The organism is Salmonella sp. WC3 (genome assembly GCF_042932255.1).
GTDB classification, from domain to species: Bacteria; Pseudomonadota; Gammaproteobacteria; order Enterobacterales; family Enterobacteriaceae; genus Salmonella; species Salmonella enterica.
In genome coordinates this window covers 108733-131102 of record NZ_CP170629.1, presented here as the reverse complement: position 1 = coordinate 131102, position 22370 = coordinate 108733, and the positions used below count along the sequence as shown (strand labels likewise).

The window sequence follows — 22370 nt, the reverse complement described above, 5'->3', positions numbered from 1 at the left end:
ATTCTCTCAAGTATGTCATAACGCTGCAGCAAATAAAAGTCAGGCAGCCCCTTAAATTAAACCAAACGTGCTACATTGATCAGCGCTTTTCCTTACCCTTAATACGACGAAGGAAATTTCGAAGTTTTTTCTTATAAATCAATAAGTAAAATCCGATATCTCTCACATTATTTTTGATACCATAATGTCTTTCTAAATCAATACGATCCTTTGCTTTTCGTTGTCTGGAAGGTCTTTTTCCGGACAAATCAATAATTCTGATCTCATTGCCTTGCAGGATAAAGTTACCTTTATGGGGATCGCCCGAAACCATACCATGCTGATGCAGAGAATATATCGACTGTTTGATTTTTCCTCTCACTTCGTCAGAAATTTCTGGCATATCAACAAGTTCAATACCTTCAATATACTCAATTATCATCACGTATGTTTTTACATAGCGTAATGTTTTAATTTCCGCCAGCAGGTAAAAATCATTAAGCGCCGCAAACCCTTCACGCCGCACACGATCTGTCTGATGAAAAAGCTTTTCGTAGTAATCTCCTTTTACTAACGATTTGAAAAAGCGTTCAGTATTTTTTACTTTTGGACTAAATACTTTGAGAATATATTTTCCGTAGTCTGTATTAATCAATACAACTTTTGTATCTTCTATATTACGGAAGACTTTAATAACCTGATGATTATAAGATAGAAAATCTTTGAATATCTCAATGTATTTTTCACCGTCTTTTTTGACAAAGACGGTATAGTTTTTAATCTTTTTTTCAATAATCATAATGGAGATTTAGGCAGGGGAATTATTTGTGGAAAAGTTTACGATAAAGATATGCGCTTCCAGCCAGAAGGCCTTTAAAATAATGCACCTGCACGAGAAGATGTTTATATCGCTTCTTAAATTCAACTATGGTACGCGCATCTTTTGCAGGAGAATCTTTCCAGGGCGAGTTCAGTCGTGCATTTTTATAATAGATAACTGAAGGATAATTTGCCCAGGCATGCCATGGTTTTGTAGCGCCCGTATAATGAATTAAAACAGTATTATCATTAATTATATTGCTATATTTTTTATGTGACTTATCTTTCAACTCACTTTTGATAGTATAAATGGTATTATATGGTCGCGGCAGAAAAATGACTTTGTCCTGTAGGAGAATATTCAAAACATCCTGATCGGGATATTTAAAAGAGTCAGCCTCTTTACCTGCCAGAAGTAAAAATGCCTTTTCAGTTAAGGCATTCTCTTTCCATAGTTTCAGGTTAACAAAAACCACGCCGGAGTTAAAATAACCACCTTGTAAATTAAAAGCGCTTAATCTCTCATTTACCTTATTCTGGATGGAATCAACATCTTTTACGACCGCAGCGATCTTCTCTGTCAGATCAAGCTGTAAAAGATCTTGCAAAGATCCTTTGCATACAACATCGGCATCCAAATAAAGTAAGGTGTTTACCTTCTTGCTGAGATAATCGAAAGCAAATAAACGAAAATACATTGCTCTCGACCATACTTTAGTTTGAGGCAATACCTCAAGGCTTTCTACTTTAATAAGATAAAGAGAAATTTTTATGTGATGCTGTACGGCTAAACGCTCTATATACTTTACAAAACACGGGGAGTATGAATCACAAATAATGTGAAAAGCGAGCGGGATATTATTGTTTAATACAACTGAAGCGATTGATACCCCCACACCATCAAGATAGTTTTCATCAACGCCATAAGAAATGTTTAATACGTTATTATCATTATTATTACTTTCATCAAAAATTTTATATTCAGCTATTTCTATCTCAGGAAATGAATCCATTACATCACCTATGGGTTTTATTCAAGAAGTTTACGTTTAAAGTAGGCTATATAGTAATTTATACCCGAAGTATAATGCTTCTGATTAAACATATGCTTTGCCGCATAACGTAACTGATGGCTAGTGACTGGATTTAAAAGTGCACAATGAGACCATGGTGAGTTGCTCTTAGCCTGTAAAAAATATTGTGACACAGGATAAGCCCCCCAACTATGCCAGGGCTTCGTTGGTCCGATATAATGAACAAATACAGTCTCAGCATCGACTGGATTAATAACTGAATCTTTTAATTCATAGTTAAGACTAAATTGTGTATTAAATTTTTTATCAACAAAACGCGCTTTATTCACTAACAATATATTTAATACATCCTGATCAAGGTGCGTTATGCGCTGTACTACCTCCGGATCTTTTAGCATTTCAATCGCTTTCTTAGAGATATTTTCTGCGGTCCAAAGAGGTATGTTAATTAAAATAAAACCAGCATTAAAATAGCCAGAAACCAGCCCAGGCGTTGCCAGGCTAACCGAGCGCTTAGTCCACCACTCCAACTCGCCTTCAGAAACAACCGCCGCAAACTCATTTTCAGCGAAATTAAGATCAATAAGTTCTTGAATACTCCCTTTACATGCAATATCTGCATCCAGATAAAGTACTCTATCTGTTTTATCTGAAAAATAATCGGCGATAATGAATCTAAAGTATGTTGCATAGGTCCAGTTTTTGGTACTGGGTAGCGATTTTAAGCGCTCACAGTCGATCAGGTAAACAACAATCTGCGTAGCGTACTGTTTTGCTAATGCCTCAAATCGCTGCTGGTCTTCAGAGTCAAAGAAATCGGTAAAAACATGGAAAGCTAACGCCTTCTCTGGGTTAGCAAGGAGAACCGATGCAATAGAGACACCACAGCCAAAAAGAAAGTTTTTATCAATCCCATAAGCTATATTAAATTTATCAGCATCACTATGTTGTGCATAGTTATAATCTAAAGTCTGTTGAATGACTTCTTCTTCAAAATATTTTCTGCTCATAGTGATCACTTTTGTAATTTCGAGAATATCGCATTATTAAAATTTTTAAAATATAGCACATCGTAAAATCTCTCAATCGTGCCGGGAATAATATCATGCTGATATTTTATTTCACCAGAAATAACGCGATTAAGATGCCCTACAAAATCATCTATAGCCCCCGGGGTGTAAAGCTCACCATTCAAACCGGGTTTAATCATATCGCGCGGGCCAGACATACAATCAGAACTAATACACGGAATTCCATATGACATTGCTTCCAGCAGGGTCATAGGAAATCCCTCAAATGCAGAGGTAAGTAGTAACGCGGTGACATTTTTTATTTTTTGCTGTACAACTTGCCACGGCGCGCTTTGCCAACCGTACCAGATCACACGCTGCTCAATACCAAGCTCCCGACTATAGGACTGGCACTTTTCAAAATCTGAGCCATCACCAATAATATGTAACTGCCATTCCCCTGTCGTACGAGCTAAGCCATCAAATAAATCTTTAACTCTTTTCTGCCCTTCAAATTTAAGACGCCCTACATAGAGAAATACAGCGGGTTTATCGCACTCAGGCTGCGGCACAATGATTGTTTTAATAGAGACAGGATTATAAACGACGCTAATATCTTGCGCTGAGATACCCCGTGCCATCATCTGTTCTTTAATACCACTACTGATGGCCAGATGATAATCCGCGTACGTTATACATTCTGCATGTTTTTTATGGTCGAGCGAAAAATGCGGCCACGAGAAAATAGTAAACTGTTTACCACTTTTCTTTCGTGCTTTATTGGCATAAAGACATGAGATGACATCAATACATATCACAATATCTGGTGACGTTTCTTTCAGCCACTGACTAAAATTATAAACATGCTTAGCTCGACGAAGGAAACTTAATTTTATATTTGAGAATGATTGCGCATATTTAATCTCTTTTAGCCATGCTTTATCCATTTTGTCATTACGACAAAAGAAAAACATTTCACAGTTGATTTTCGGAGAGCTATTTTCAAACGTATGGATAACGTTGCTAATAACGGTTTCCATCCCTCCAAAACCGGATACCGCTTCGCCAATAAAAGCTATTTTCATATATACCCCAGAGTTAAAACCTTAATCTAAAGACTTTAGATATTAAATAGCAAAAATAGTAATATAACCCTATAGAGTAATTTTTACCTGACATCTCTCTTTTTGCTTTAAGGCGTAGTCAATATCTTTATTATTTTCGATAATGGAATATATTGCCACACCTGCTGGCATTATAAAACCATGATCAAAGCAAAGAGCAATGTCCAGTCTTCTTCCAAAAAAATCATCATGTTGAATTATGTTTTTTTGGTTTGAAATATAACTTTTAATGTTAGACATTCTGTCTATCCTTGTCTCACTCATAAATTACTCACTGAGTGCATAATTATTATAATTACAGATTTTTTCTTATTGTCCTTTCTTTAATTCGAGCGGCTTTAACATCTGCCTGATGAATCAACCCCGATTCTTTTTGCAAAATCTCTCGCAGGGGGAGAGAGAAATACTCACGCATAAACCGGAATATATCTCGCTGAGTCAGGCCAATATTCATTGAAGAAAAATAAAGCCCAATTAAATCTTTGTCACGCCAGCGAAGGGGAACGTGCTGGCGTATCTGCGCGCGATGCAGGTCGATTACGGAGATTTTTAAATCCTCTTCGCGACCAGTGAAAGGTAAATGCAGAAGAAAGTGGCAAATATAACAGTCGCGATGGTTAATTCCCCCGGCGTGCATTTTACGTACCATAGTCGCAACACGCTTAATGATCATCCACTTCACCTGCGCGTCCGGTGGATTAACAGCCCAGTCAGCACAGTAGTCTTCAAGGCTAATGGTAGGCGTTAAATCTTCGGTGATAATAAATGATGTTCTGGTTAGCGGGTTTACGCCTTTTTCACCAAAACCAACACCGTGCATCGTATCAACGCCCAGCTCATGTAGACGATGAATGGCGTGCCATTCTCTGTCAGCGCCCAGAACAGGCATACGTAACGAAATCAGGTTCTTCACAATTTCTTTCAGCGAAGTGCCTTTATGCCACTTCAGGAAGTAGCTTTTACCGTCCAGCTCAAACCGCAATGTTCGACGCGTCTCCAGCTCTCTGAACACTTCGCCCTGTAACGTTTTCACTTCCTCAAAAGCATCTTTACCGCGCCATAGTGTGGTTAACGGCGCTTTCAGCTCAACCATCTAAATCACCTGTAATAATATCTGCGGCCTTCTCCGGTAAGCTGTATAAATCCTGGGTATCAGCATAATACCGCGCATTTTCAGCCCAGGCGTTGCGTAAGGAAGGCTGTGTCAGCGCTTTGAGTAAAACCTCATTTAACGCATCCTGGCGGAATGGTTCAGTCATCGCTTCGCCACAGTTTGCATCCACAATATAATGTGCATAACCGCACACCGCGGTTGTCAGCACCGGCAAACCAGCAGTAATGGCTTCCAGCAAAACAATACCAGCAGCTTCCTGATAGGCTGGGTGCAGTAAAAGGTCGGCTGCCGCCATTAACTCCGCGATATCATTACGTCCGGAGAAAAAATGCACATTCGTGCCGACGCCGCTTCTTTCAGCCAGTGCTGCAAACTTCTTCGGCTTATCCTGCCCGACAACATAGAGCACCGTATTTTGCCGTAAAGATTCGGGTAGCGATGCCAGCGCTTCAATAGAGCGATCCACACCTTTACGGGTAAAGTCAGACCCTACTTGCAACAGTAATTTTTGCTGTTCTGAGATACCATTTTTCTGACGATAAATTTGACGACTGTTTGGGATCTGTTGGCTATATTTTCTGTCCGGGTAAATCCCCGGAGGAAGAATATGGAAACGCTCCGCTTCAGTCTGATAATGTTTTTGGAAGTCAGCAATCTGCTTATTCGTCAGCATTAATAGTTGCGTCGGCTTGCCGTGTTCAAACGTGGCGCGTTCAAAAGCAGCATAATGCCGATAGCGTGATGTCAGGCGATAGAAAAAACCTTTTTCCTGTGCGACTTTTTCGGCATAACACACGTCTGCGGCGTAATACACATCAAGGCCCGGCATCTTATTGAATCCAACCACCCGATCGACAGGGTGGTCGCGCAAATGGTGTTGCACCCAGGCATAATATTCTGCGTTACGACCGTGGTTCGTCCGGGATTTAACCGGCACGCGGATTAATTCAAAGTTATCCGGGCATTCCCCTTCCCATGACTGAGTATAAACACGAACCTGATGACCTCGCGCCGCCACGGTTTGGGCAATGCGCATAAAATCACGCTGCAGACCGCCAAAAGGAAAATACTTATATAAGCAAAAGGCAACTCTCATAGCAGGCTGTCCAAATCTATGGTGCGTGCCTCATGCGGCAGCATTTTTTCCGTCGCGGCGATAACATCTTCAGCCGGAATCACGGAAAGGTATTTTTTATTACGATCAAGCTCATGCCGTTCAGGCATCGGCTGATAATTGCCTGCCCAAAACTGAATGATGTCGTCGGTCCAGGGACGCCAGAACACATGATCCGTCGCGCCGAAAAGGCAAATGACCGGCGTTTTGACTGCTGCGGCAATATGACCAGGGGCCGAATCAACGCCGATAAAGAGATCCGCATGGTCAATCAACGCGCCCAATTCAGGAAAGCGAGTTTTACCCGCCAGACCAGTAACCGGTTTTGTTTCACAGCCGCGTGCAATAGCATCCACGCAGGCCATCTCGTCTGCGGCCGGGCCTGACGTCAGTACAACTTGATAACCGCGGCGCTGCACGGCATCAATAACCTGCGAGAATTTATCATTATCCCAGCACTTAAATAGCTGCCGTGCCGTAGGCTGAATAACAACATATTGTCGGGTCACACCAAGTTGTTTGAGCTGTTGTCGCATGTTTTCCCAATGTTCCGGGCGATAGCTCATGGTGGTTTCCGTGACATACTGTTTTAGCGCTAACGGCTTTAGCGCGGATAATGTGCGCTCAACAGCATGTTCTCCCGCATAAGGTACTAAATGCGTAAAGCTTTTTTTCCATAAAGCAGACTGACGATTACCGAAATCCTGCGAGATTTTTATTTTTGCGTTTAAAAAACGCACAATAAGCGCCACGCTCCACTGATCGGTGAGATTGACGACCAGATCATACGAGTTAGCACGCAATTTTTTGATTAACGATAGCGCGTTTTTGATCTTCTCTTTTGTTCCTGCGCCTTTGTTACTGATGCCGTAGAGTGCATTAATCTCCGGATTTTCCGACAATATCGGTATGGTGTTCTGGTAAAGAAGCACATCGATTTTTGCATCGGGATAATTCTGCTTCAGCGTGCTGATGACAGGGGTGGTAAGTAACATGTCTCCATGAAAACGCATTTTTATAATCAGAATTCTTCGAAATGGCTTTTCCACAAGCGACTCTTTGGTTGAAATTGTCCGGATAAATAAGCAGAAAAAAGCACGCTACCGCCCCAGGCTTCACAGCAACCCGATGGCTAATACCGCACTCATTTTAGATGCGCTAGTGTAACACTTCTTTCGCAGCAATCCGATACGAATAATTTTTATACACAATCATTTTTTTAATCATAAATTCAAAGAGATATTAATTTATCCCTCTCTTGTGAATGGTCATTCCCATTGTCTGGGGCGACAAGGGCGGCAAATTTCAATGGATTGCGTAAAAATGCAAAAATAATGGGGTTCAGCGCCTGGAATCCTCGCTTCTGAGCCAATTTGGCGCAAAAATGGGAAAAGTAATGGTAAAGCCCAGGCTAAATACATAGAATCCCCAGCACATCCATAAGTCAGCTATTTACTATGCTCGAATTGCTTTACACCGCTCTTCTCTACCTTATTCAGCCTCTGATCTGGATACGGCTTTGGGTGCGTGGACGTAAAGCGCCGGCCTATCGTAAGCGCTGGGGTGAACGCTACGGATTCTACCGCCGTCCGTTGAAACCGGGCGGAATCATGCTGCATTCCGTCTCGGTGGGCGAAACTCTGGCGGCCATCCCATTGGTCCGCGCTCTACGCCATCGCTATCCCGATCTGCCTATTACCGTAACGACCATGACGCCGACCGGCTCGGAGCGCGTCCAGTCCGCCTTTGGCAACGATGTTCAGCACGTTTACTTGCCTTATGATTTGCCCGATGCGCTCAATCGTTTCCTCAATAAGATTGATCCTAAGCTGGTATTGATCATGGAGACTGAGCTCTGGCCAAATCTGATTGCTGCGCTGCACAAACGTCATATTCCGCTGGTTATCGCTAATGCGCGGCTTTCCGCCCGCTCCGCCGCGGGTTATGCGAAGCTTGGCAAGTTTGTCCGTACGCTCCTGCGCCGTATCACCCTGATTGCCGCGCAAAACGAAGAAGATGGCGAACGCTTTGTGGCATTGGGCGCGAAGAACAATCAGGTCACGGTCACCGGCAGTCTGAAATTTGATATTTCAGTTACGCCACAACTGGCGGCTAAAGCCGTTACGCTACGCCGCCAGTGGGCGCCGCACCGTCCGGTCTGGATTGCCACCAGCACCCACGATGGCGAAGAGAGTATCGTTATCGCCGCTCACCAAGCGTTATTACATCAATTCCCGAATTTATTACTGATTCTGGTGCCCCGCCATCCGGAGCGTTTCCCGGATGCTATCAATCTTGTGCGTCAGGCAGGGTTAAGCTACATCACTCGCTCTTCGGGCGAAGTGCCGTCCGCCAGCACCCAGGTCGTGGTAGGCGATACCATGGGCGAATTAATGTTGCTCTATGGCATTGCCGATCTCGCCTTTGTTGGTGGTTCGCTGGTTGAACGCGGCGGTCATAACCCGCTGGAGGCTGCCGCTCATGCGATTCCGGTACTGATGGGTCCGCATACCTTTAACTTTAAAGATATTTGCGCCCGTCTGGATCAGGCGAGCGGACTTATCACGATTACCGATGCGGCTACGCTGGCAAAAGAAGTTTCCTCTTTACTGACCGACGCTGATTATCGTAATTTCTACGGACGTCACGCAGTTGAAGTGCTGTATCAAAATCAGGGCGCGCTCCAGCGTCTGCTGCAACTGCTGGAACCTTATCTGCCACCGAAAACGCATTGAGGACTGTCATGCAAAAACGGGCGATTTATCCAGGTACGTTTGATCCGATTACTAACGGTCATCTCGATATTGTGACGCGCGCAACGCAGATGTTCGACCATGTCATTCTGGCTATCGCCGCCAGCCCCGGCAAGAAACCCATGTTCACCCTGGACGAACGTGTGGCGCTGGCGCAAAAAGCGACCGCACACCTGGGTAACGTAGAGGTGGTGGGCTTTAGCGACCTGATGGCCAATTTCGCCCGCGACAGACAGGCGAATATCCTGATTCGTGGTCTGCGCGCGGTGGCGGATTTTGAATATGAAATGCAGTTGGCGCATATGAATCGCCATCTGATGCCGCAACTGGAAAGCGTTTTCCTGATGCCGTCCAAAGAGTGGTCGTTTATCTCATCGTCGCTGGTCAAAGAAGTGGCGCGCCATCAGGGCGATGTGACCCACTTTCTGCCGGACAATGTGCATCAGGCGCTAATGGATAAGTTGAAATAAGTATCCTTCCTTGCCGGCCTGGCGTTTTACTTCTGACAGTGACGGCAATAGAACGTCGCACGCTGTGCGTGTTTCGTTGCGACTATCGGCGTACCGCATACCCGACACGGCTCGCCTTTGCGCCCGTACACCTGCAACTCCTGCGCAAAATAGCCCGGTTTCCCATCGCTTTGCAGAAAATCCTTCAGCGTTGTCCCGCCTTGTTCAATAGAGCGCAGCAAAACGGCTTTAATCACCCGCGCCAGCAGATCGCACTCCTCTGTCGAGAGTGACGACGCCAGGCGGTCAGGGTGAATACCAGCGGCAAACAGCGACTCGCTGGCGTAGATATTCCCCACGCCGACCACCAGCTTGTTATCCATCAGCCAGGGTTTAATCGCCGTCTTCTTCTTCGCGCATTTCTGCTGCAAATATTCGCCATTAAACTCATCGCTTAGCGGCTCCGGTCCCAGATGCGCCAGTACGTTATGCCCTTCCAGCTCTTTGGTCCATAACCAGGCGCCAAAGCGGCGAGGATCGGTATAACGTAGAATTTTGCCGTTGCTCATCACCAAATCGACATGGTCGTGCTTTTCCGCCGGCAGCGCTTCCGGCAGTATCCGCAAGCTTCCCGACATCCCCAGGTGAATAATTATCCAGCCGTCAGGCAGCTCCAGCAGTAGATATTTAGCACGACGCTGAACGCTAAGGACGGGTGTATCGCTCAGACGATAAATTTCATCTGAAACCGGCCAGCGCAGACGGCCGTTACGGATATGGGCGTGCAGGATAGTAGCGCCAACTAAATGGGGTTCAATACCCCGGCGGCTGGTTTCAACTTCGGGTAATTCAGGCATAACGTCTCCGGCTGTGTGGCAGGTCTCATTAATATGGGGACGGCCAGAAAACAAAAAACCCCGCCGAAGCGAGGTTTTTGTTACATCAAAGCGAGAATTATTTGATTTTCGCTTCTTTGTAGATCACGTGCTGACGGACAACTGGATCGAATTTTTTCAGTTCCAGTTTTTCCGGTTTAGTACGTTTGTTCTTCGTAGTGGTATAGAAGTGACCAGTACCAGCAGAAGAAACCAGCTTGATTTTCTCACGAATACCTTTAGCCATGATTTATTTCCTCTTAGTACTTAGTACTTTTCGCCACGGGCACGCAGTTCAGACAGAACTGTTTCGATGCCTTTTTTATCGATGATACGCATACCTTTAGCAGATACACGCAGGGTGACAAAACGCTTCTCGCTCTCAACCCAGAAACGGTGAGAGTGCAGGTTAGGCAGGAAACGGCGTTTAGTCGCGTTCAGTGCGTGGGAACGGTTGTTACCGGTCACCGGACGCTTGCCAGTAACTTGGCAGACTCGGGACATGTCTATTCTCCAAAAATCAAATTAGCTCGAGCTTCGTATGGGGTATCGGCGCCTCGTCAGGCTTTACAGCCTGGTCATCGCGCAGTTCTATTGAACTCTCGATTGCCAGGCCCAAATGCCAAACCCGAGATTCTCAAAGGTGGCGTAGTATACGCTGACCCGGCGATATGCTCAAGTCCCGAACAGACAAAGATCCCGATGGATCGCGCAAAGAGTCTTAAATCCAGCCGCGTTCGGCAAAAGAAACGTACTCTCCGCGCCCAATTATCAGGTGATCGAGCACCCGGATATCCATAAACTGGCAACACTTTATCACGCGCTCAGTGATAAGTTTATCTGCTTTACTTGGCTCTGCGCAGCCTGAAGGGTGGTTATGCGCCAGAATGACCGCTGAAGCATTGAGTTTAATCGCTTCCCGAACAATCTCACGCGGATGCACCTCTACGTGGTTAAGCGTGCCGGAAAACAGGCGGCTGTGCTGGAGCACCCGGTGCTGGGCATCAAGGAAGATCACCAGAAAGATCTCACGCTCTTCGCCCGTCAGTTGGCTTTGCAGAAATTCCCGCGTCATTTCCGGACTCAGCAACGCACTTTCCTCATTCATGCGCACGCTGTAATAGCGCCTTGCCAGCTCAGCAATGCCTTTCAACTGCGCGAATTTCGCCAGGCCGATGCCGTTTACGCCGCGAAACTGCGCAAAGTCCGCCGACAGCAGGCCATACAGCGACCCAAAGTGCTGCAATATCTCTTTTGCCAACGTCATAACATCTTTTCCCGGCGTGCCGGTACGTAAAAAAAGCGCCAGCAACTCCACGTCGCTGAGGGAAGCAATGCCGGATCTGAGCATTTTTTCACGCGGTAATAATTCGTCCAACGTATCCATACGCGCACCTCCTTTTTTAAGGAAGCGGCATAGTGGCACAGCCTTTGGGAGAGATCGACGCCCCGATTTTGTTCTTGCGTAGCGCCTCGCAAAGTGGAGCGCAGGCAAAGACACGACGCCGTAGAGATTGTGATAAAATAGCCGCCTTTCAAAGTCACCCAACAGGAAAGACATGATGAGCCTGGCCGGTAAAAAAATTGTTCTCGGCGTTAGCGGCGGTATCGCTGCGTATAAAACGCCGGAGCTGGTGCGCCGTTTACGTGAGCGCGGCGCTGACGTGCGCGTGGCAATGACCGAGGCGGCAAAAGCCTTTATTACCCCCCTGAGCTTACAGGCAGTGTCGGGCTATCCCGTATCCGACAGTCTGCTTGACCCTGCCGCCGAAGCCGCGATGGGGCATATCGAGTTGGGGAAATGGGCCGACCTGGTGATTCTTGCCCCCGCGACCGCCGATCTGATCGCCCGTGTAGCATCGGGTATGGCTAATGATTTAGTCTCCACCATCTGCCTGGCGACGCCAGCCCCGGTGGCCGTTCTTCCGGCCATGAACCAACAGATGTACCGCGCTGCCGCCACGCAACATAATCTGGAGGTGCTCGCCTCTCGCGGCCTGTTCATTTGGGGGCCGGATAGCGGCAGTCAGGCGTGCGGCGATGTAGGCCCAGGCCGAATGCTGGACCCATTAGTTATCGTTGATAAGGCCGCCGCGCAAATCGCTGCCGTCAACGATTTGCGACATCTTAATATCATGATTACGGCAGGCCCGACGCGCGAACCGCTCGACCCGGTGCGTTATATTTCCAACCACAGCTCAGGTAAAATGGGCTTCGCTATTGCGGCGGCCGCAGCGCGTCGCGGCGCAAATGTCACGCTGGTCTCCGGCCCCGTTTCGTTACCAACGCCGCCTTTTGTAAAACGGGTTGATGTCATAACCGCGCTGGACATGGAAGCCGCTGTTCAGGCCGCCGTTCAACAGCAGCACATTTTCATTAGCTGCGCCGCCGTGGCTGACTATCGCGCAGAGACTATCGCCAGCGAAAAAATCAAAAAACAGGCGGCGCAAGGTGATGAATTACTAATAAAAATGGTCAAAAACCCGGACATTGTCGCCGGGGTGGCCGCACTCAGTGACAATCGCCCCTATGTTGTTGGGTTTGCCGCGGAAACGAATAATGTGGAAGAATACGCCCGGCAAAAACGTATCCGTAAAAACCTTGACCTGATTTGTGCAAATGATGTTTCTCTTTCAAATCAGGGATTTAATAGCGATAAAAACGCTTTACACCTTTTCTGGCAGGATGGAGATAAAGTCTTACCGCTTGAGCGGAAAGAACTCCTGGGCCAATTATTACTCGACGAGATCGTGACCCGTTATGATGAAAAAAATCGACGTTAAGATTCTGGACCCGCGTGTTGGTCAGCAGTTTCCGCTGCCGACTTATGCTACTTCTGGTTCTGCCGGACTTGACCTGCGCGCCTGTCTCGACGACGCCGTAGAACTGGCGCCTGGCGCAACGACGTTGGTGCCTACCGGATTGGCCATTCATATCGCCGATCCATCACTGGCGGCAGTCATGTTGCCGCGTTCTGGCCTGGGCCATAAACATGGTATCGTGCTGGGCAACCTGGTCGGGCTGATTGATTCCGATTATCAGGGGCAACTGATGGTTTCGATCTGGAACCGTGGTCAGGACAGTTTTACCATTGAACCGGGCGAACGTATCGCGCAAATGGTGTTTGTTCCGGTCGTTCAGGCCGAATTTAATCTGGTGGAAGCATTTGACGCCACCGAACGTGGCGAGGGCGGCTTCGGTCATTCTGGCCGTAAGTAAATTTTACGCATCCCCATAACGTCATAATACTGCCGCAAGCGCTGAGTTTGCGGTTATAGCGTGGGTGCTCGCCTGGCAAGTGCTTATTTTCAGGGGTATTTTGTAACATGGCAGAAAAACAAACTGCGAAAAGGAATCGTCGCGAAGAAATACTTCAGTCACTGGCGCTGATGCTTGAATCCAGCGATGGAAGCCAACGCATCACGACGGCAAAACTGGCGGCCTCGGTCGGCGTTTCCGAAGCGGCGCTATACCGCCATTTTCCCAGCAAGACCCGCATGTTCGATAGCCTGATTGAGTTTATCGAAGATAGTCTGATTACCCGTATCAATCTGATTTTAAAAGATGAAAAAAACACCAGCACGCGTTTGCGCCTGATTGTGTTGCTGATTCTGGGTTTTGGCGAACGCAACCCTGGCCTGACGCGCATTCTTACCGGGCATGCGCTGATGTTTGAACAGGATCGCCTGCAGGGGCGCATTAATCAGCTTTTTGAACGCATCGAAGCGCAGCTCCGCCAGGTGCTACGAGAAAAAAGAATGCGTGAAGGCGAAGGCTACACGACGGATGAAAATCTGCTGGCAAGCCAGCTGTTAGCCTTCTGTGAAGGTATGCTTTCACGGTTCGTGCGTAGCGAATTTAAATACCGCCCAACGGACGATTTCGACGCCCGCTGGCCGCTCATTGCCGCTCAGCTACAGTAACGCTGACTGGATAGTGGCTCACGCCTTATCCAGGCGACAGAAACATAAGCCCGGTAAAGCGCCACCGGGCAATTCGCTTACACGCCAAATTCTTCCCGGTATGCTCGCACAGCCGCCAGATGCTCAGCCATATCAGGTTTTTCTTCCAGATAGGCAATCAGGTCTTTCAGCGTAATGATGGAGATAACCTTACAGCCATAGTCGCGCTCCACTTCCTGAATCGCGGAAATCTCGCCGCGGCCACGTTCCTGACGATCCAGCGAAATCAGTACGCCAGCCAGCGTAGCCCCGTGCGCCTGAATAATCTCCATCGACTCGCGAATCGCCGTACCTGCGGTAATCACGTCATCCACCAGCATCACGCGGCCCTGTAGCGCGCTGCCCACCAGACTCCCGCCTTCGCCATGATCTTTTGCCTCTTTGCGGTTAAAGCAGTACGGCAGGTCTTTATCGTGATGTTCCGCCAGCGCAACCGCCGTCGTCGTCGCGATCGGAATACCTTTGTACGCGGGGCCAAACAGCAGATCAAATTCAATACCGGAATCCACCAGCGCTTCGGCATAAAAACGGCCTAACAACGCCAGGTCGCGCCCGGTATTAAACAGCCCGGCGTTGAAGAAATAGGGGCTTTTGCGCCCGGATTTCAGCGTAAACTCGCCAAACTTTAGCACCTGCTTGTTAAGCGCAAACTCAATAAACTGGCGCTGATACGGTTTCATGGATTCGCTCCTTTTCTTACTTTCATCATTTACGAACTTTACGGACAAAAAAAAGCGACTTTTCAGTCGCCTTAAAATCAATTTTCTAACGCCGCCTTCTGCGTCGCCACAATGGATTCAATTCCCCCTCGGGCCAGCGCCAACAAAGTGAGAAGTTCTTCATGGCTGAACGGCTCGCCTTCCGCGGTACCCTGAACTTCAATAATGCGGCCGTCTTCAGTCATCACGACGTTCATGTCGGTTTCTGCGGCGGAATCTTCAACATATTCCAGATCGCAGATCGCTTCGCCGTTAACGATGCCTACGGAAACCGCCGCCACCATGCCTTTCATCGGATTGGTTTTCAGCTTACCGTTGGCAACCAATTTATTCAGCGCATCCGCCAACGCCACGCAGGCACCGGTAATAGACGCTGTACGCGTACCGCCATCGGCCTGGATTACATCGCAGTCCAGCGTAATGGTAAATTCGCCGAGCGTTTTCAGATCGACCGCCGCACGCAGCGCACGCGCGATCAAACGCTGAATTTCCATAGTACGGCCGCCCTGCTTACCCTTTGCCGCTTCGCGCGCGTTACGGGTATGGGTAGCGCGAGGCAACATGCCATACTCTGCGGTGATCCACCCCTGGCCTTGTCCTTTCAGAAAACGTGGAACGCCCTCTTCAATGGAGGCAGTGCACAACACTTTGGTATCTCCAAATTCGACCAGTACCGAGCCTTCAGCGTGTTTTGTATAGTTACGGGTCAGGGTTACGGGACGCACCTGATTAGCGCTACGGCCTGCTGGACGCATATTGAGATCTCCGGCTTAAAACGAATGTGGCTGCGCATTATACGGACTTCCGATGGTTATTCCTATCCTGACAAGGCCTGGATAGCTATAATCCCCTCATCTCTCCTTTAAAAACGGGAACATCTATGATCCGCAGTATGACCGCCTACGCCCGGCGTGAAATCAAGGGTGAATGGGGTAGCGCGACCTGGGAAATGCGCTCGGTAAACCAGCGTTATCTGGAAACTTACTTTCGTCTGCCGGAACAGTTCCGTAGTCTTGAACCCGTCGTGCGCGAACGCATTCGTACACGCCTGACGCGCGGCAAAGTCGAATGTATGCTGCGTTTTGAACCCGATGCCAGCGCGCAAGGCGAGCTTATTCTGAATGAAAAGCTCGCGAAACAATTAGTTAGCGCCGCAAACTGGGTCAAAATGCAGAGCGACGAAGGGGAAATCAATCCAGTTGATATTTTGCGCTGGCCAGGTGTCATGGCGGCGCAAGAGCAGGATCTGGACGCGATTGCCGCAGAAATTTTAGCCGCGCTGGACGGTACCTTGGATGACTTTATCGTCGCGCGCGAAACGGAAGGCCAGGCGCTGAAAGCGCTGATTGAACAACGTCTGGAAGGCGTCAGCGCCGAAGTAGCGAAAGTCCGCGCGCATATGCCGGAAATCCTGCAATGGCAGCGTGAACGCCTGGTCGCGAAGCTGGAAGATGCTCAGGTTCAGTTGGAAAACAACCGTCTGGAGCAAGAGCTGGTGATGATGGCGCAACGCATTGATGTGGCGGAAGAGCTGGATCGTCTGGAAGCGCACGTCAAAGAGACTTACAACATTCTGAAGAAAAAAGAGGCGGTAGGTCGCCGTCTGGACTTCATGATGCAAGAATTTAACCGTGAGTCGAACACCCTGGCCTCCAAATCCATCAACGCTGATGTAACTAACTCCGCTATTGAATTAAAAGTGTTGATCGAGCAAATGCGCGAGCAGATCCAGAATATTGAATAATTCTGGCGCTCAATATGTCACAGAGCCCGCCTTATGCGGGCTCTCGCGTTTATCGGTAGTACGTTTTTAATTTCCGGCGAATAGCGTCGATAAGGCGCCGCTTCCACTCTACCGTCGAAGCCCGATACTGCATAAAAATAGCGCCTTCCGCCTGCTCCCCGGTAAGCGGCAGGACAAAAAGACCGCGCTTATCGGATAAATTTTCATACCAGGGGCGCGGTACAATCGCCATTAGCGGCGCCGACTGGACAGCAGGCGCAAGTTGACTGTAATCATGACAAACAAACGCCAGCGGACGTTCAAACCCGGCACGAGCCTGCTGCCTGTCCAGTTCGTTGTTCTCTTTTGTCCACGGCAAACAGTAAATGTGTTGATAATGCTGCAGATCAGCAAAATTCAACGCTGCGGCATTCTCCAGACGTGAACGCAATGGCGCGCCATAAACCGCGATCAAACGCGTCGTCCCCACCCGCTCGTAATGCAGAGCGCTGACCTGCTTTTGATGGTCGCCAATTGCCAGCACCAAATCAACCGAGCTATCCAACAGTTCATCACGCCAGGGTCGGCGGGCAAAAGGAAGGCACTCGATCACCGCCTGATGAAGATGACCTTTCTCTGCGAGAACGGGCGTAAGCAGCGCGTTCAATGCGGGAGGAAGTACCACCCGAAAACAACGGGAGCCGTTCTCTTTATCGCCAAATAGCTCCTCATTAAGCGAAACAAACACAGGCGCCAATTTGTCACGCAGCGCCTGCGCATAAGGAGTAGCAATCTGGCGGTTCCCTTCCCGTCGAAACAACGGATCGTTTAGCGCATCGCGCAATCTCATTAGCGCATGACTTACCGCAGAAGGCGACAAAGCCAGCTTTTGCGCCGTTTTCCCCGTAGAGCTCGTCTCCAGCAGCACATACAGTACTTTTAACAGGTTCATATCCATTTGCAGCAAGTTCATTAAACGTCTCTCTTATTGAACCTGGCTAAATTACTGCCAGGTATACTGCGGGCGCTTCAATCAGGAGAACATTATGAATCGCTATGCATTATTCTTTGTATGTATATTTTCAACATCAGCACTTCCTGCCATGGCGGCATTAGATCCTTCACAACCGTTATCACCCGCGCCTCCGTTATCACTGTTTAAAGCGTGGGCTAAGCCTATAAAGCCGTTTCAAATCACAGAAGGCGTGTGGTATGTCGGCACGGAAAATCTCTCTTCTATTCTGCTGACCACTCCGGCAGGGCATATTCTTATTGATGCGGGGTTGGATGAAAGCGCACCGCAAATTAAAGCGAATATTGAAGCGGCAGGATTCCGCCTCACAGACGTGCGCTATCTGTTGAATAGCCATGCGCGGCTGGATCAAGCGGGGGGCATGGCACGTTTGAAAGCGTGGAGCGGCGCACAATTGGTCGCCAGCCAACCCAACGCCGATCAGATGGCGAGGGGTGGACGACAGGATTTTGCGCTTGGCGATGCGCTCCCCTTTCCGCCCGTCATCACCGATAAAATTATCCACAACCAGGAAAGCATCAGCCTCGGAGGGATAACCGTGACAGCGCTATTCACGCCTGGACATCTACCCGGCTCAACCTCCTGGCGCGTAACGCTCCGCAACGGCAAGACGCTAATTTACGCAGATAGTCTCGCCACACCTGACTATCTGCTGATTAACAACAAAAATTACCCTGACCTGGTTACTGATATTCAGAGCAGCTTTAAGACACTGGCCGCCCAGCATGTTGATATCTTTATTGCCAACAAAGGTGACCGCTTCGGGCTACTGGAGAAACGACAGCAACTTCGCAACGGCGATACACAGGCTTTCTTTGATTCCAATGGCTTGCAACAGTATGTGGAACGCTCGCGCCAGCGCTTCATCACACAACTTACCGCACAGCAGCCATAATGAAATGATTCACCGGCGGCGCGTCCAGGGCGCCGTTCTTTTAAATTATCTAAGTCAAAACAGAAAAACCTCGCATACAATAAACCACAAAAATTATGTTCAATTTATTGATATTTATAATAAATAATTATTAATCATAAATTTAAAATCATTACTAAAATTTATTAATCGTGTAATGCCTTAGAAAATCTCAATCGTGATACAGCGCACAAATCGTTAATCTTCGCCCCCAGTAAATTAGGGGGAAATCATGCTGTTGCACGTTCTTTATTTAATTGGCATCACTGCCGAGGCCATGACGGGCGCACTCGCTGCGGGTCGTCGTCGCATGGATACATTCGGCGTAATTATTATTGCTACCGCCACCGCCATTGGTGGAGGCTCGGTTCGCGACATTCTGCTCGGTCACTATCCGCTGGGTTGGGTGAAGCATCCCGAATATGTCATTATTGTGGCGACTGCCGCTGTATTGACCACCATTGTTGCCCCCGTCATGCCCTATTTACGCAAGCTTTTCCTGGTACTTGACGCGCTGGGGTTGGTGGTTTTCTCTATTATTGGCGCTCAGATAGCCCTTGATATGGGCGAAGGGCCAATTATCGCCGTGGTAGCCGCCGTCACTACCGGCGTCTTTGGCGGCGTGCTCCGCGATATGTTCTGCAAACGCATTCCACTGGTGTTTCAAAAAGAGCTATATGCCGGCATTTCGTTCGCCTCGGCGGTGCTCTATATTGCGCTGCAACATTACGTCATGAATCCGGATGTCGTCGTTATCTCTACGCTACTGTTTGGCTTTACAGCAAGGTTATTAGCGCTACGTCTTAAACTTGGCCTGCCGGTATTTTATTACCGCCATGAAGGGCACTAAGACCCAAATCCGGGAATATGCTGAGCAGCCAGCCATCTGCTCAGCGTTTTGATCTGCGGATTATCCCGCCAGTCGATAACTCTCCCGGCACGGCGCTCGCCCGTCGCTGGCAACTGCCGCCAGTGTTGCTCTGTTCGCATTAATAACTGCTCCCATGAGCGATCGCCGCTGGCCTGTAATGCGGCCTGCGTTAAGGGGATATCCATCGCCATGATCCAGCGGGTAAACGGCTGCCGGCGCGCCAGGTTAAATTGCCGCCATATCTGCTCGCTTTTTCCTTTAGCAAAGCCTAGCGTGTTGGCTATTTGCGCTGACGTCAGGGCAAGCCAGGAGAAGATATGCTCAAAGCGATGCGTCTGATGCAAGGCCCGCCAGCTGGCTTCGCCCATTCCGTCCAGACCCAACGCCGACCGTGACCCCAGCCATACCAGCCTGGAGATAAACTGTTCCTGACACGTTTCCGACGCGTAAAAGCAGGTCAGCGAGTTGAAATGGCTATCAGGCGGTACAGGCTTACTCCGCTCACGACTCCGCCAGACGACCTCATCAAGCCGGGGAATGCCTTGCCCCGCCAGACTCACCAGGATCTGATCGCCCGGCGCGATATCCCACGCTTCCCAACGTTTCACAGAACCGATATTGACCCGCTGAACCCGCTTATCATCCAATATAACGGGGACAAGCGACGCTACTACGGTAATTTTGCCGCTTTTCCCCACCGAGAACTGAATAGCGCTCACTTGCGCGACCTGCGCTACTGGCGGATATTTCCATGCTGCCAGCCAGTCGCCCTGCCCGGGTCGCCAGTATTGTGACGCGGGTTCTTTAGCCATGCGTATCACTACGCCATCCGTCACAAAGGGCAACGCTGACGTCAGCCATGACTGGCGCGCCCGCTCGACCTCGCTGGCATCTTTTACCACCAGGGAATATTTCTTCGTCAGACTGAATCCAGCCTTAGCAAGTTGGCTTAATCTTTCGGGCATATTTGCCGGACCGTCCGGCCACGCCCAAATAAAAATACCCAACGAATTTAGCGCGGAGGCGTTATCCTGGCGCATTAACATTCCTGCGACTTTCGAGCGCGCATTCATCCCGCCCATCCGTTGCTGGATATGTCCCTCGCGCTGTAGAAAGATTTCGCCCTGCAACACCGCGTTAGCAAGCGCGCCTTGTGTTGTCTGCGGTATAGAGGGGATCAGGCGAATTTTTGGCGTCCAGTCCTCGCCTTGTAGTCCGTTACCCCGGCTGATAGCCCTGGTCAGTTTACCGTTTTGATAAACCAGCGTTACCGCTACACCATCCACTTTTGGTTGTACCCAAAGCTCGCTGCGCCCGCGCATCCACTGTTCTACCGCCTGTCGGTCCGCGAGTTTACGTACGCCCGTGTGCGCAACAGGGTGCATTGTTGTACCGTTTAACGGCGGTGAAACCGGAGTAGATGAAACATCCTGACCAACACAGCGTTGCCACTGAACCAGCCTTGCGCTGAGTTGGTCGTACACACTATCGTCAACCGCGCTAACCCCTTGTTTCCAGTAGATGTCATTCCAGTCAGCGAGCTGTTGCTGTAAACGGGCGATTTCTTCAGCGGCCCTTGCCGGCGGCTAGGCCGGGCAAAGCGCCCCACTCTGCGAATGCCACAATAAAATTCCCCACGCCATACTTTTCCATAATCTCATCACGACCTCCTGCGCACATTGCCCGGCAGGTATAGCGCTTTAGTGAATAAAAACCGACAGGTAAAAATGCATCATCCGAGCCGCTTTCCAGATTTTTTGGTGGGTTGCTGCAACGACGCGATAAAAGCGGAAAAAGGGACGCAAAATGCAATAATCTGGCGCAAAAAGTGTGACAAAGACTACGTCGCATAACGGCGATGTGTATAATAAGCCCGTATCAAGGCTCTATTTCGATAATCACAGACGTAAGATACTCATGGCTCAAGGTACGCTTTATATTGTTTCTGCCCCCAGTGGCGCGGGTAAATCCAGCCTGATTCAGGCTTTATTAAAAACCCAACCGTTGTATGACACTCAGGTTTCCGTTTCACATACCACGCGCGCGCCGCGTCCGGGTGAAGTGCACGGTGAGCACTATTTCTTTGTAAATCATGATGAGTTTAAAACCATGATTGGCAGGGAGGCGTTTCTGGAGCACGCGGAAGTGTTTGGCAATTACTACGGCACTTCGCGCGAAACCATTGAGCAAGTGCTGGCAACCGGCGTTGATGTTTTTCTGGATATCGACTGGCAGGGCGCCCAGCAAATTCGCGAAAAGATGCCGCAAGCACGCAGCATTTTTATTTTGCCGCCATCAAAGATCGAATTGGATCGCCGTTTACGCGGCCGCGGGCAAGATAGCGAAGAAGTCATTGCCAAACGAATGGCGCAAGCGGTTGCAGAAATGAGCCATTACGCCGAATATGATTATCTTATTGTGAATGACGACTTTGATACCGCGTTAAGCGACTTGAAAACCATCATTCGCGCTGAACGTCTGCGTATGAGCCGCCAAAAGCAGCGTCATGACGCTTTAATCAGCAAATTGTTGGCAGACTGAACCCACTTTCAGTATCATGCCCAGTCATTTCTTCACCTGTGGAGCATTTTAAGTATGGCACGCGTAACTGTTCAGGACGCTGTAGAGAAAATTGGTAACCGTTTTGACCTGGTACTGGTCGCCGCGCGTCGCGCTCGTCAGATGCAGGTAGGCGGAAAGGATCCGCTGGTACCGGAAGAAAACGATAAAACTACCGTTATCGCGCTGCGCGAAATCGAAGAAGGTCTGATTAACAACCAGATCCTCGACGTCCGCGAGCGCCAGGAACAGCAAGAGCAGGAAGCCGCTGAATTACAAGCCGTTACCGCTATTGCTGAAGGTCGTCGTTAATCACAAA

Annotated in this window: 24 protein-coding genes and 2 pseudogenes; 10 read left to right on the top strand and 16 right to left on the bottom strand. The window is 48.8% G+C overall.

Features of this window, described 5'->3' with window-relative positions:
• Positions 1-79: 79 nt before the first annotated feature.
• From rfaY to rfaQ, 8 genes and pseudogenes are all read right to left on the bottom strand, one after another.
• Positions 80-778 carry a lipopolysaccharide core heptose(II) kinase RfaY gene (rfaY, locus tag ACFK9X_RS00645; protein WP_000582809.1) on the bottom strand — a complete coding sequence of 233 codons (699 nt, stop codon included), beginning with the start codon at positions 776-778 and terminating at the stop codon, positions 80-82.
• A gap of 22 nt (positions 779-800) precedes the next feature.
• The gene (gene rfaJ, locus ACFK9X_RS00640) at positions 801-1811 is read right to left on the bottom strand and encodes a lipopolysaccharide 1,2-glucosyltransferase RfaJ (RefSeq protein WP_151115222.1); all 1011 of its coding nucleotides are present in this window, start codon (positions 1809-1811) and stop codon (positions 801-803) included.
• A gap of 17 nt (positions 1812-1828) precedes the next feature.
• Complete coding sequence (gene waaO, locus ACFK9X_RS00635; RefSeq protein WP_151115220.1) at positions 1829-2842, bottom strand: lipopolysaccharide 3-alpha-galactosyltransferase; 1014 nt, start codon at positions 2840-2842, stop codon at positions 1829-1831.
• 5 nt (positions 2843-2847) lie between these two features.
• Positions 2848-3927, bottom strand: coding sequence for a lipopolysaccharide 1,6-galactosyltransferase (gene waaB / locus ACFK9X_RS00630; protein ID WP_151115218.1), 1080 nt, complete (start codon positions 3925-3927; stop codon positions 2848-2850).
• Between the two features lie 117 nt (positions 3928-4044).
• Positions 4045-4206 (bottom strand): annotated as a pseudogene (locus ACFK9X_RS00625) (glycosyltransferase family 8 protein); the annotation flags it as partial.
• A 55-nt stretch (positions 4207-4261) separates the two neighbouring features.
• Positions 4262-5059, bottom strand: coding sequence for a lipopolysaccharide core heptose(I) kinase RfaP (gene rfaP / locus ACFK9X_RS00620; protein WP_000229825.1), 798 nt, complete (start codon positions 5057-5059; stop codon positions 4262-4264).
• Positions 5052-6176 carry a glycosyltransferase family 4 protein gene (locus ACFK9X_RS00615; protein ID WP_001261577.1) on the bottom strand — a complete coding sequence of 375 codons (1125 nt, stop codon included), beginning with the start codon at positions 6174-6176 and terminating at the stop codon, positions 5052-5054. The genes rfaP and ACFK9X_RS00615 overlap by 8 nt, the downstream gene beginning before the upstream one ends.
• Positions 6173-7243: a lipopolysaccharide core heptosyltransferase RfaQ gene (gene rfaQ / locus ACFK9X_RS00610; protein WP_001526672.1), complete on the bottom strand. Its 1071-nt coding sequence runs from the start codon at positions 7241-7243 to the stop codon at positions 6173-6175. Before rfaQ ends, ACFK9X_RS00615 begins: the two co-directional genes overlap by 4 nt.
• 408 nt (positions 7244-7651) lie before the next feature.
• On the opposite strand from rfaQ, the gene waaA reads away from it, so the two are divergent.
• Positions 7652-8929 (top strand): lipid IV(A) 3-deoxy-D-manno-octulosonic acid transferase, encoded by a 1278-nt coding sequence (gene waaA, locus ACFK9X_RS00605; RefSeq protein ID WP_000891582.1) that lies wholly within the window; start codon positions 7652-7654, stop codon positions 8927-8929.
• A gap of 8 nt (positions 8930-8937) precedes the next feature.
• Positions 8938-9417 carry a pantetheine-phosphate adenylyltransferase gene (gene coaD, locus ACFK9X_RS00600; protein WP_001171884.1) on the top strand — a complete coding sequence of 160 codons (480 nt, stop codon included), beginning with the start codon at positions 8938-8940 and terminating at the stop codon, positions 9415-9417.
• 26 nt (positions 9418-9443) lie between these two features.
• On the opposite strand, the gene mutM is transcribed toward coaD, so the two are convergent.
• From mutM to radC, 4 genes are all read right to left on the bottom strand, one after another.
• Positions 9444-10253 (bottom strand): bifunctional DNA-formamidopyrimidine glycosylase/DNA-(apurinic or apyrimidinic site) lyase, encoded by an 810-nt coding sequence (mutM, locus tag ACFK9X_RS00595; protein ID WP_001114508.1) that lies wholly within the window; start codon positions 10251-10253, stop codon positions 9444-9446.
• A 97-nt stretch (positions 10254-10350) separates the two neighbouring features.
• Entirely contained in the window at positions 10351-10518 is a 168-nt protein-coding gene (gene rpmG / locus ACFK9X_RS00590) for a 50S ribosomal protein L33 (RefSeq protein WP_001051798.1), read from the bottom strand.
• A gap of 20 nt (positions 10519-10538) precedes the next feature.
• Entirely contained in the window at positions 10539-10775 is a 237-nt protein-coding gene (gene rpmB / locus ACFK9X_RS00585) for a 50S ribosomal protein L28 (RefSeq protein WP_001519051.1), read from the bottom strand.
• Positions 10776-10992: 217 nt separating this feature from the next.
• Complete coding sequence (gene radC, locus ACFK9X_RS00580) at positions 10993-11658, bottom strand: DNA repair protein RadC (protein ID WP_000380129.1); 666 nt, start codon at positions 11656-11658, stop codon at positions 10993-10995.
• A 175-nt stretch (positions 11659-11833) separates the two neighbouring features.
• Here radC and coaBC point away from each other — a divergent pair, with 175 nt between their 5' ends.
• The 3 genes from coaBC to slmA all read left to right on the top strand — a co-directional run bounded on the left by coaBC (position 11834) and on the right by slmA (position 14194).
• Positions 11834-13054, top strand: a complete 1221-nt coding sequence (gene coaBC / locus ACFK9X_RS00575) for a bifunctional phosphopantothenoylcysteine decarboxylase/phosphopantothenate--cysteine ligase CoaBC (RefSeq protein WP_023216805.1) — start codon at positions 11834-11836, stop codon at positions 13052-13054.
• Positions 13032-13490 carry a dUTP diphosphatase gene (dut, locus tag ACFK9X_RS00570; protein WP_000976078.1) on the top strand — a complete coding sequence of 153 codons (459 nt, stop codon included), beginning with the start codon at positions 13032-13034 and terminating at the stop codon, positions 13488-13490. The genes coaBC and dut overlap by 23 nt, the downstream gene beginning before the upstream one ends.
• Positions 13491-13597: 107 nt before the next feature.
• Entirely contained in the window at positions 13598-14194 is a 597-nt protein-coding gene (slmA, locus tag ACFK9X_RS00565) for a nucleoid occlusion factor SlmA (protein WP_000818607.1), read from the top strand.
• Positions 14195-14271: 77 nt separating this feature from the next.
• Here slmA and pyrE read toward each other — a convergent pair whose 3' ends face one another.
• Positions 14272-14913: an orotate phosphoribosyltransferase gene (gene pyrE / locus ACFK9X_RS00560; RefSeq protein ID WP_000806167.1), complete on the bottom strand. Its 642-nt coding sequence runs from the start codon at positions 14911-14913 to the stop codon at positions 14272-14274.
• A 77-nt stretch (positions 14914-14990) separates the two neighbouring features.
• On the bottom strand, positions 14991-15707 hold the full coding sequence (gene rph / locus ACFK9X_RS00555) for a ribonuclease PH (RefSeq protein ID WP_001247078.1): 717 nt from the start codon (positions 15705-15707) through the stop codon (positions 14991-14993).
• A gap of 125 nt (positions 15708-15832) precedes the next feature.
• On the opposite strand from rph, the gene ACFK9X_RS00550 reads away from it, so the two are divergent.
• Positions 15833-16696: a YicC/YloC family endoribonuclease gene (locus ACFK9X_RS00550; protein ID WP_000621352.1), complete on the top strand. Its 864-nt coding sequence runs from the start codon at positions 15833-15835 to the stop codon at positions 16694-16696.
• A 49-nt stretch (positions 16697-16745) separates the two neighbouring features.
• Here ACFK9X_RS00550 and ACFK9X_RS00545 read toward each other — a convergent pair whose 3' ends face one another.
• Entirely contained in the window at positions 16746-17648 is a 903-nt protein-coding gene (locus tag ACFK9X_RS00545; RefSeq protein WP_001050862.1) for a LysR family transcriptional regulator, read from the bottom strand.
• 73 nt (positions 17649-17721) lie between these two features.
• Between ACFK9X_RS00545 and ACFK9X_RS00540 the strand changes: the two genes are divergently transcribed.
• Entirely contained in the window at positions 17722-18603 is an 882-nt protein-coding gene (locus tag ACFK9X_RS00540; RefSeq protein WP_001082960.1) for an HARLDQ motif MBL-fold protein, read from the top strand.
• Between the two features lie 250 nt (positions 18604-18853).
• Positions 18854-19471: a trimeric intracellular cation channel family protein gene (locus ACFK9X_RS00535; protein ID WP_000924334.1), complete on the top strand. Its 618-nt coding sequence runs from the start codon at positions 18854-18856 to the stop codon at positions 19469-19471.
• Here ACFK9X_RS00535 and ligB read toward each other — a convergent pair.
• A pseudogene (ligB, locus tag ACFK9X_RS00530) lies at positions 19468-21153 on the bottom strand (NAD-dependent DNA ligase LigB). The gene ACFK9X_RS00535 and the pseudogene ligB sit on opposite strands and share 4 nt — an antisense overlap.
• 256 nt (positions 21154-21409) lie before the next feature.
• Here ligB and gmk point away from each other — a divergent pair.
• Positions 21410-22033 (top strand): guanylate kinase, encoded by a 624-nt coding sequence (gene gmk / locus ACFK9X_RS00525; protein WP_000046966.1) that lies wholly within the window; start codon positions 21410-21412, stop codon positions 22031-22033.
• 54 nt (positions 22034-22087) lie between these two features.
• A complete protein-coding gene (gene rpoZ / locus ACFK9X_RS00520; RefSeq protein ID WP_000135058.1) occupies positions 22088-22363 on the top strand; it encodes a DNA-directed RNA polymerase subunit omega in 276 nt (91 codons plus the stop codon).
• Positions 22364-22370: the final 7 nt, after the last annotated feature.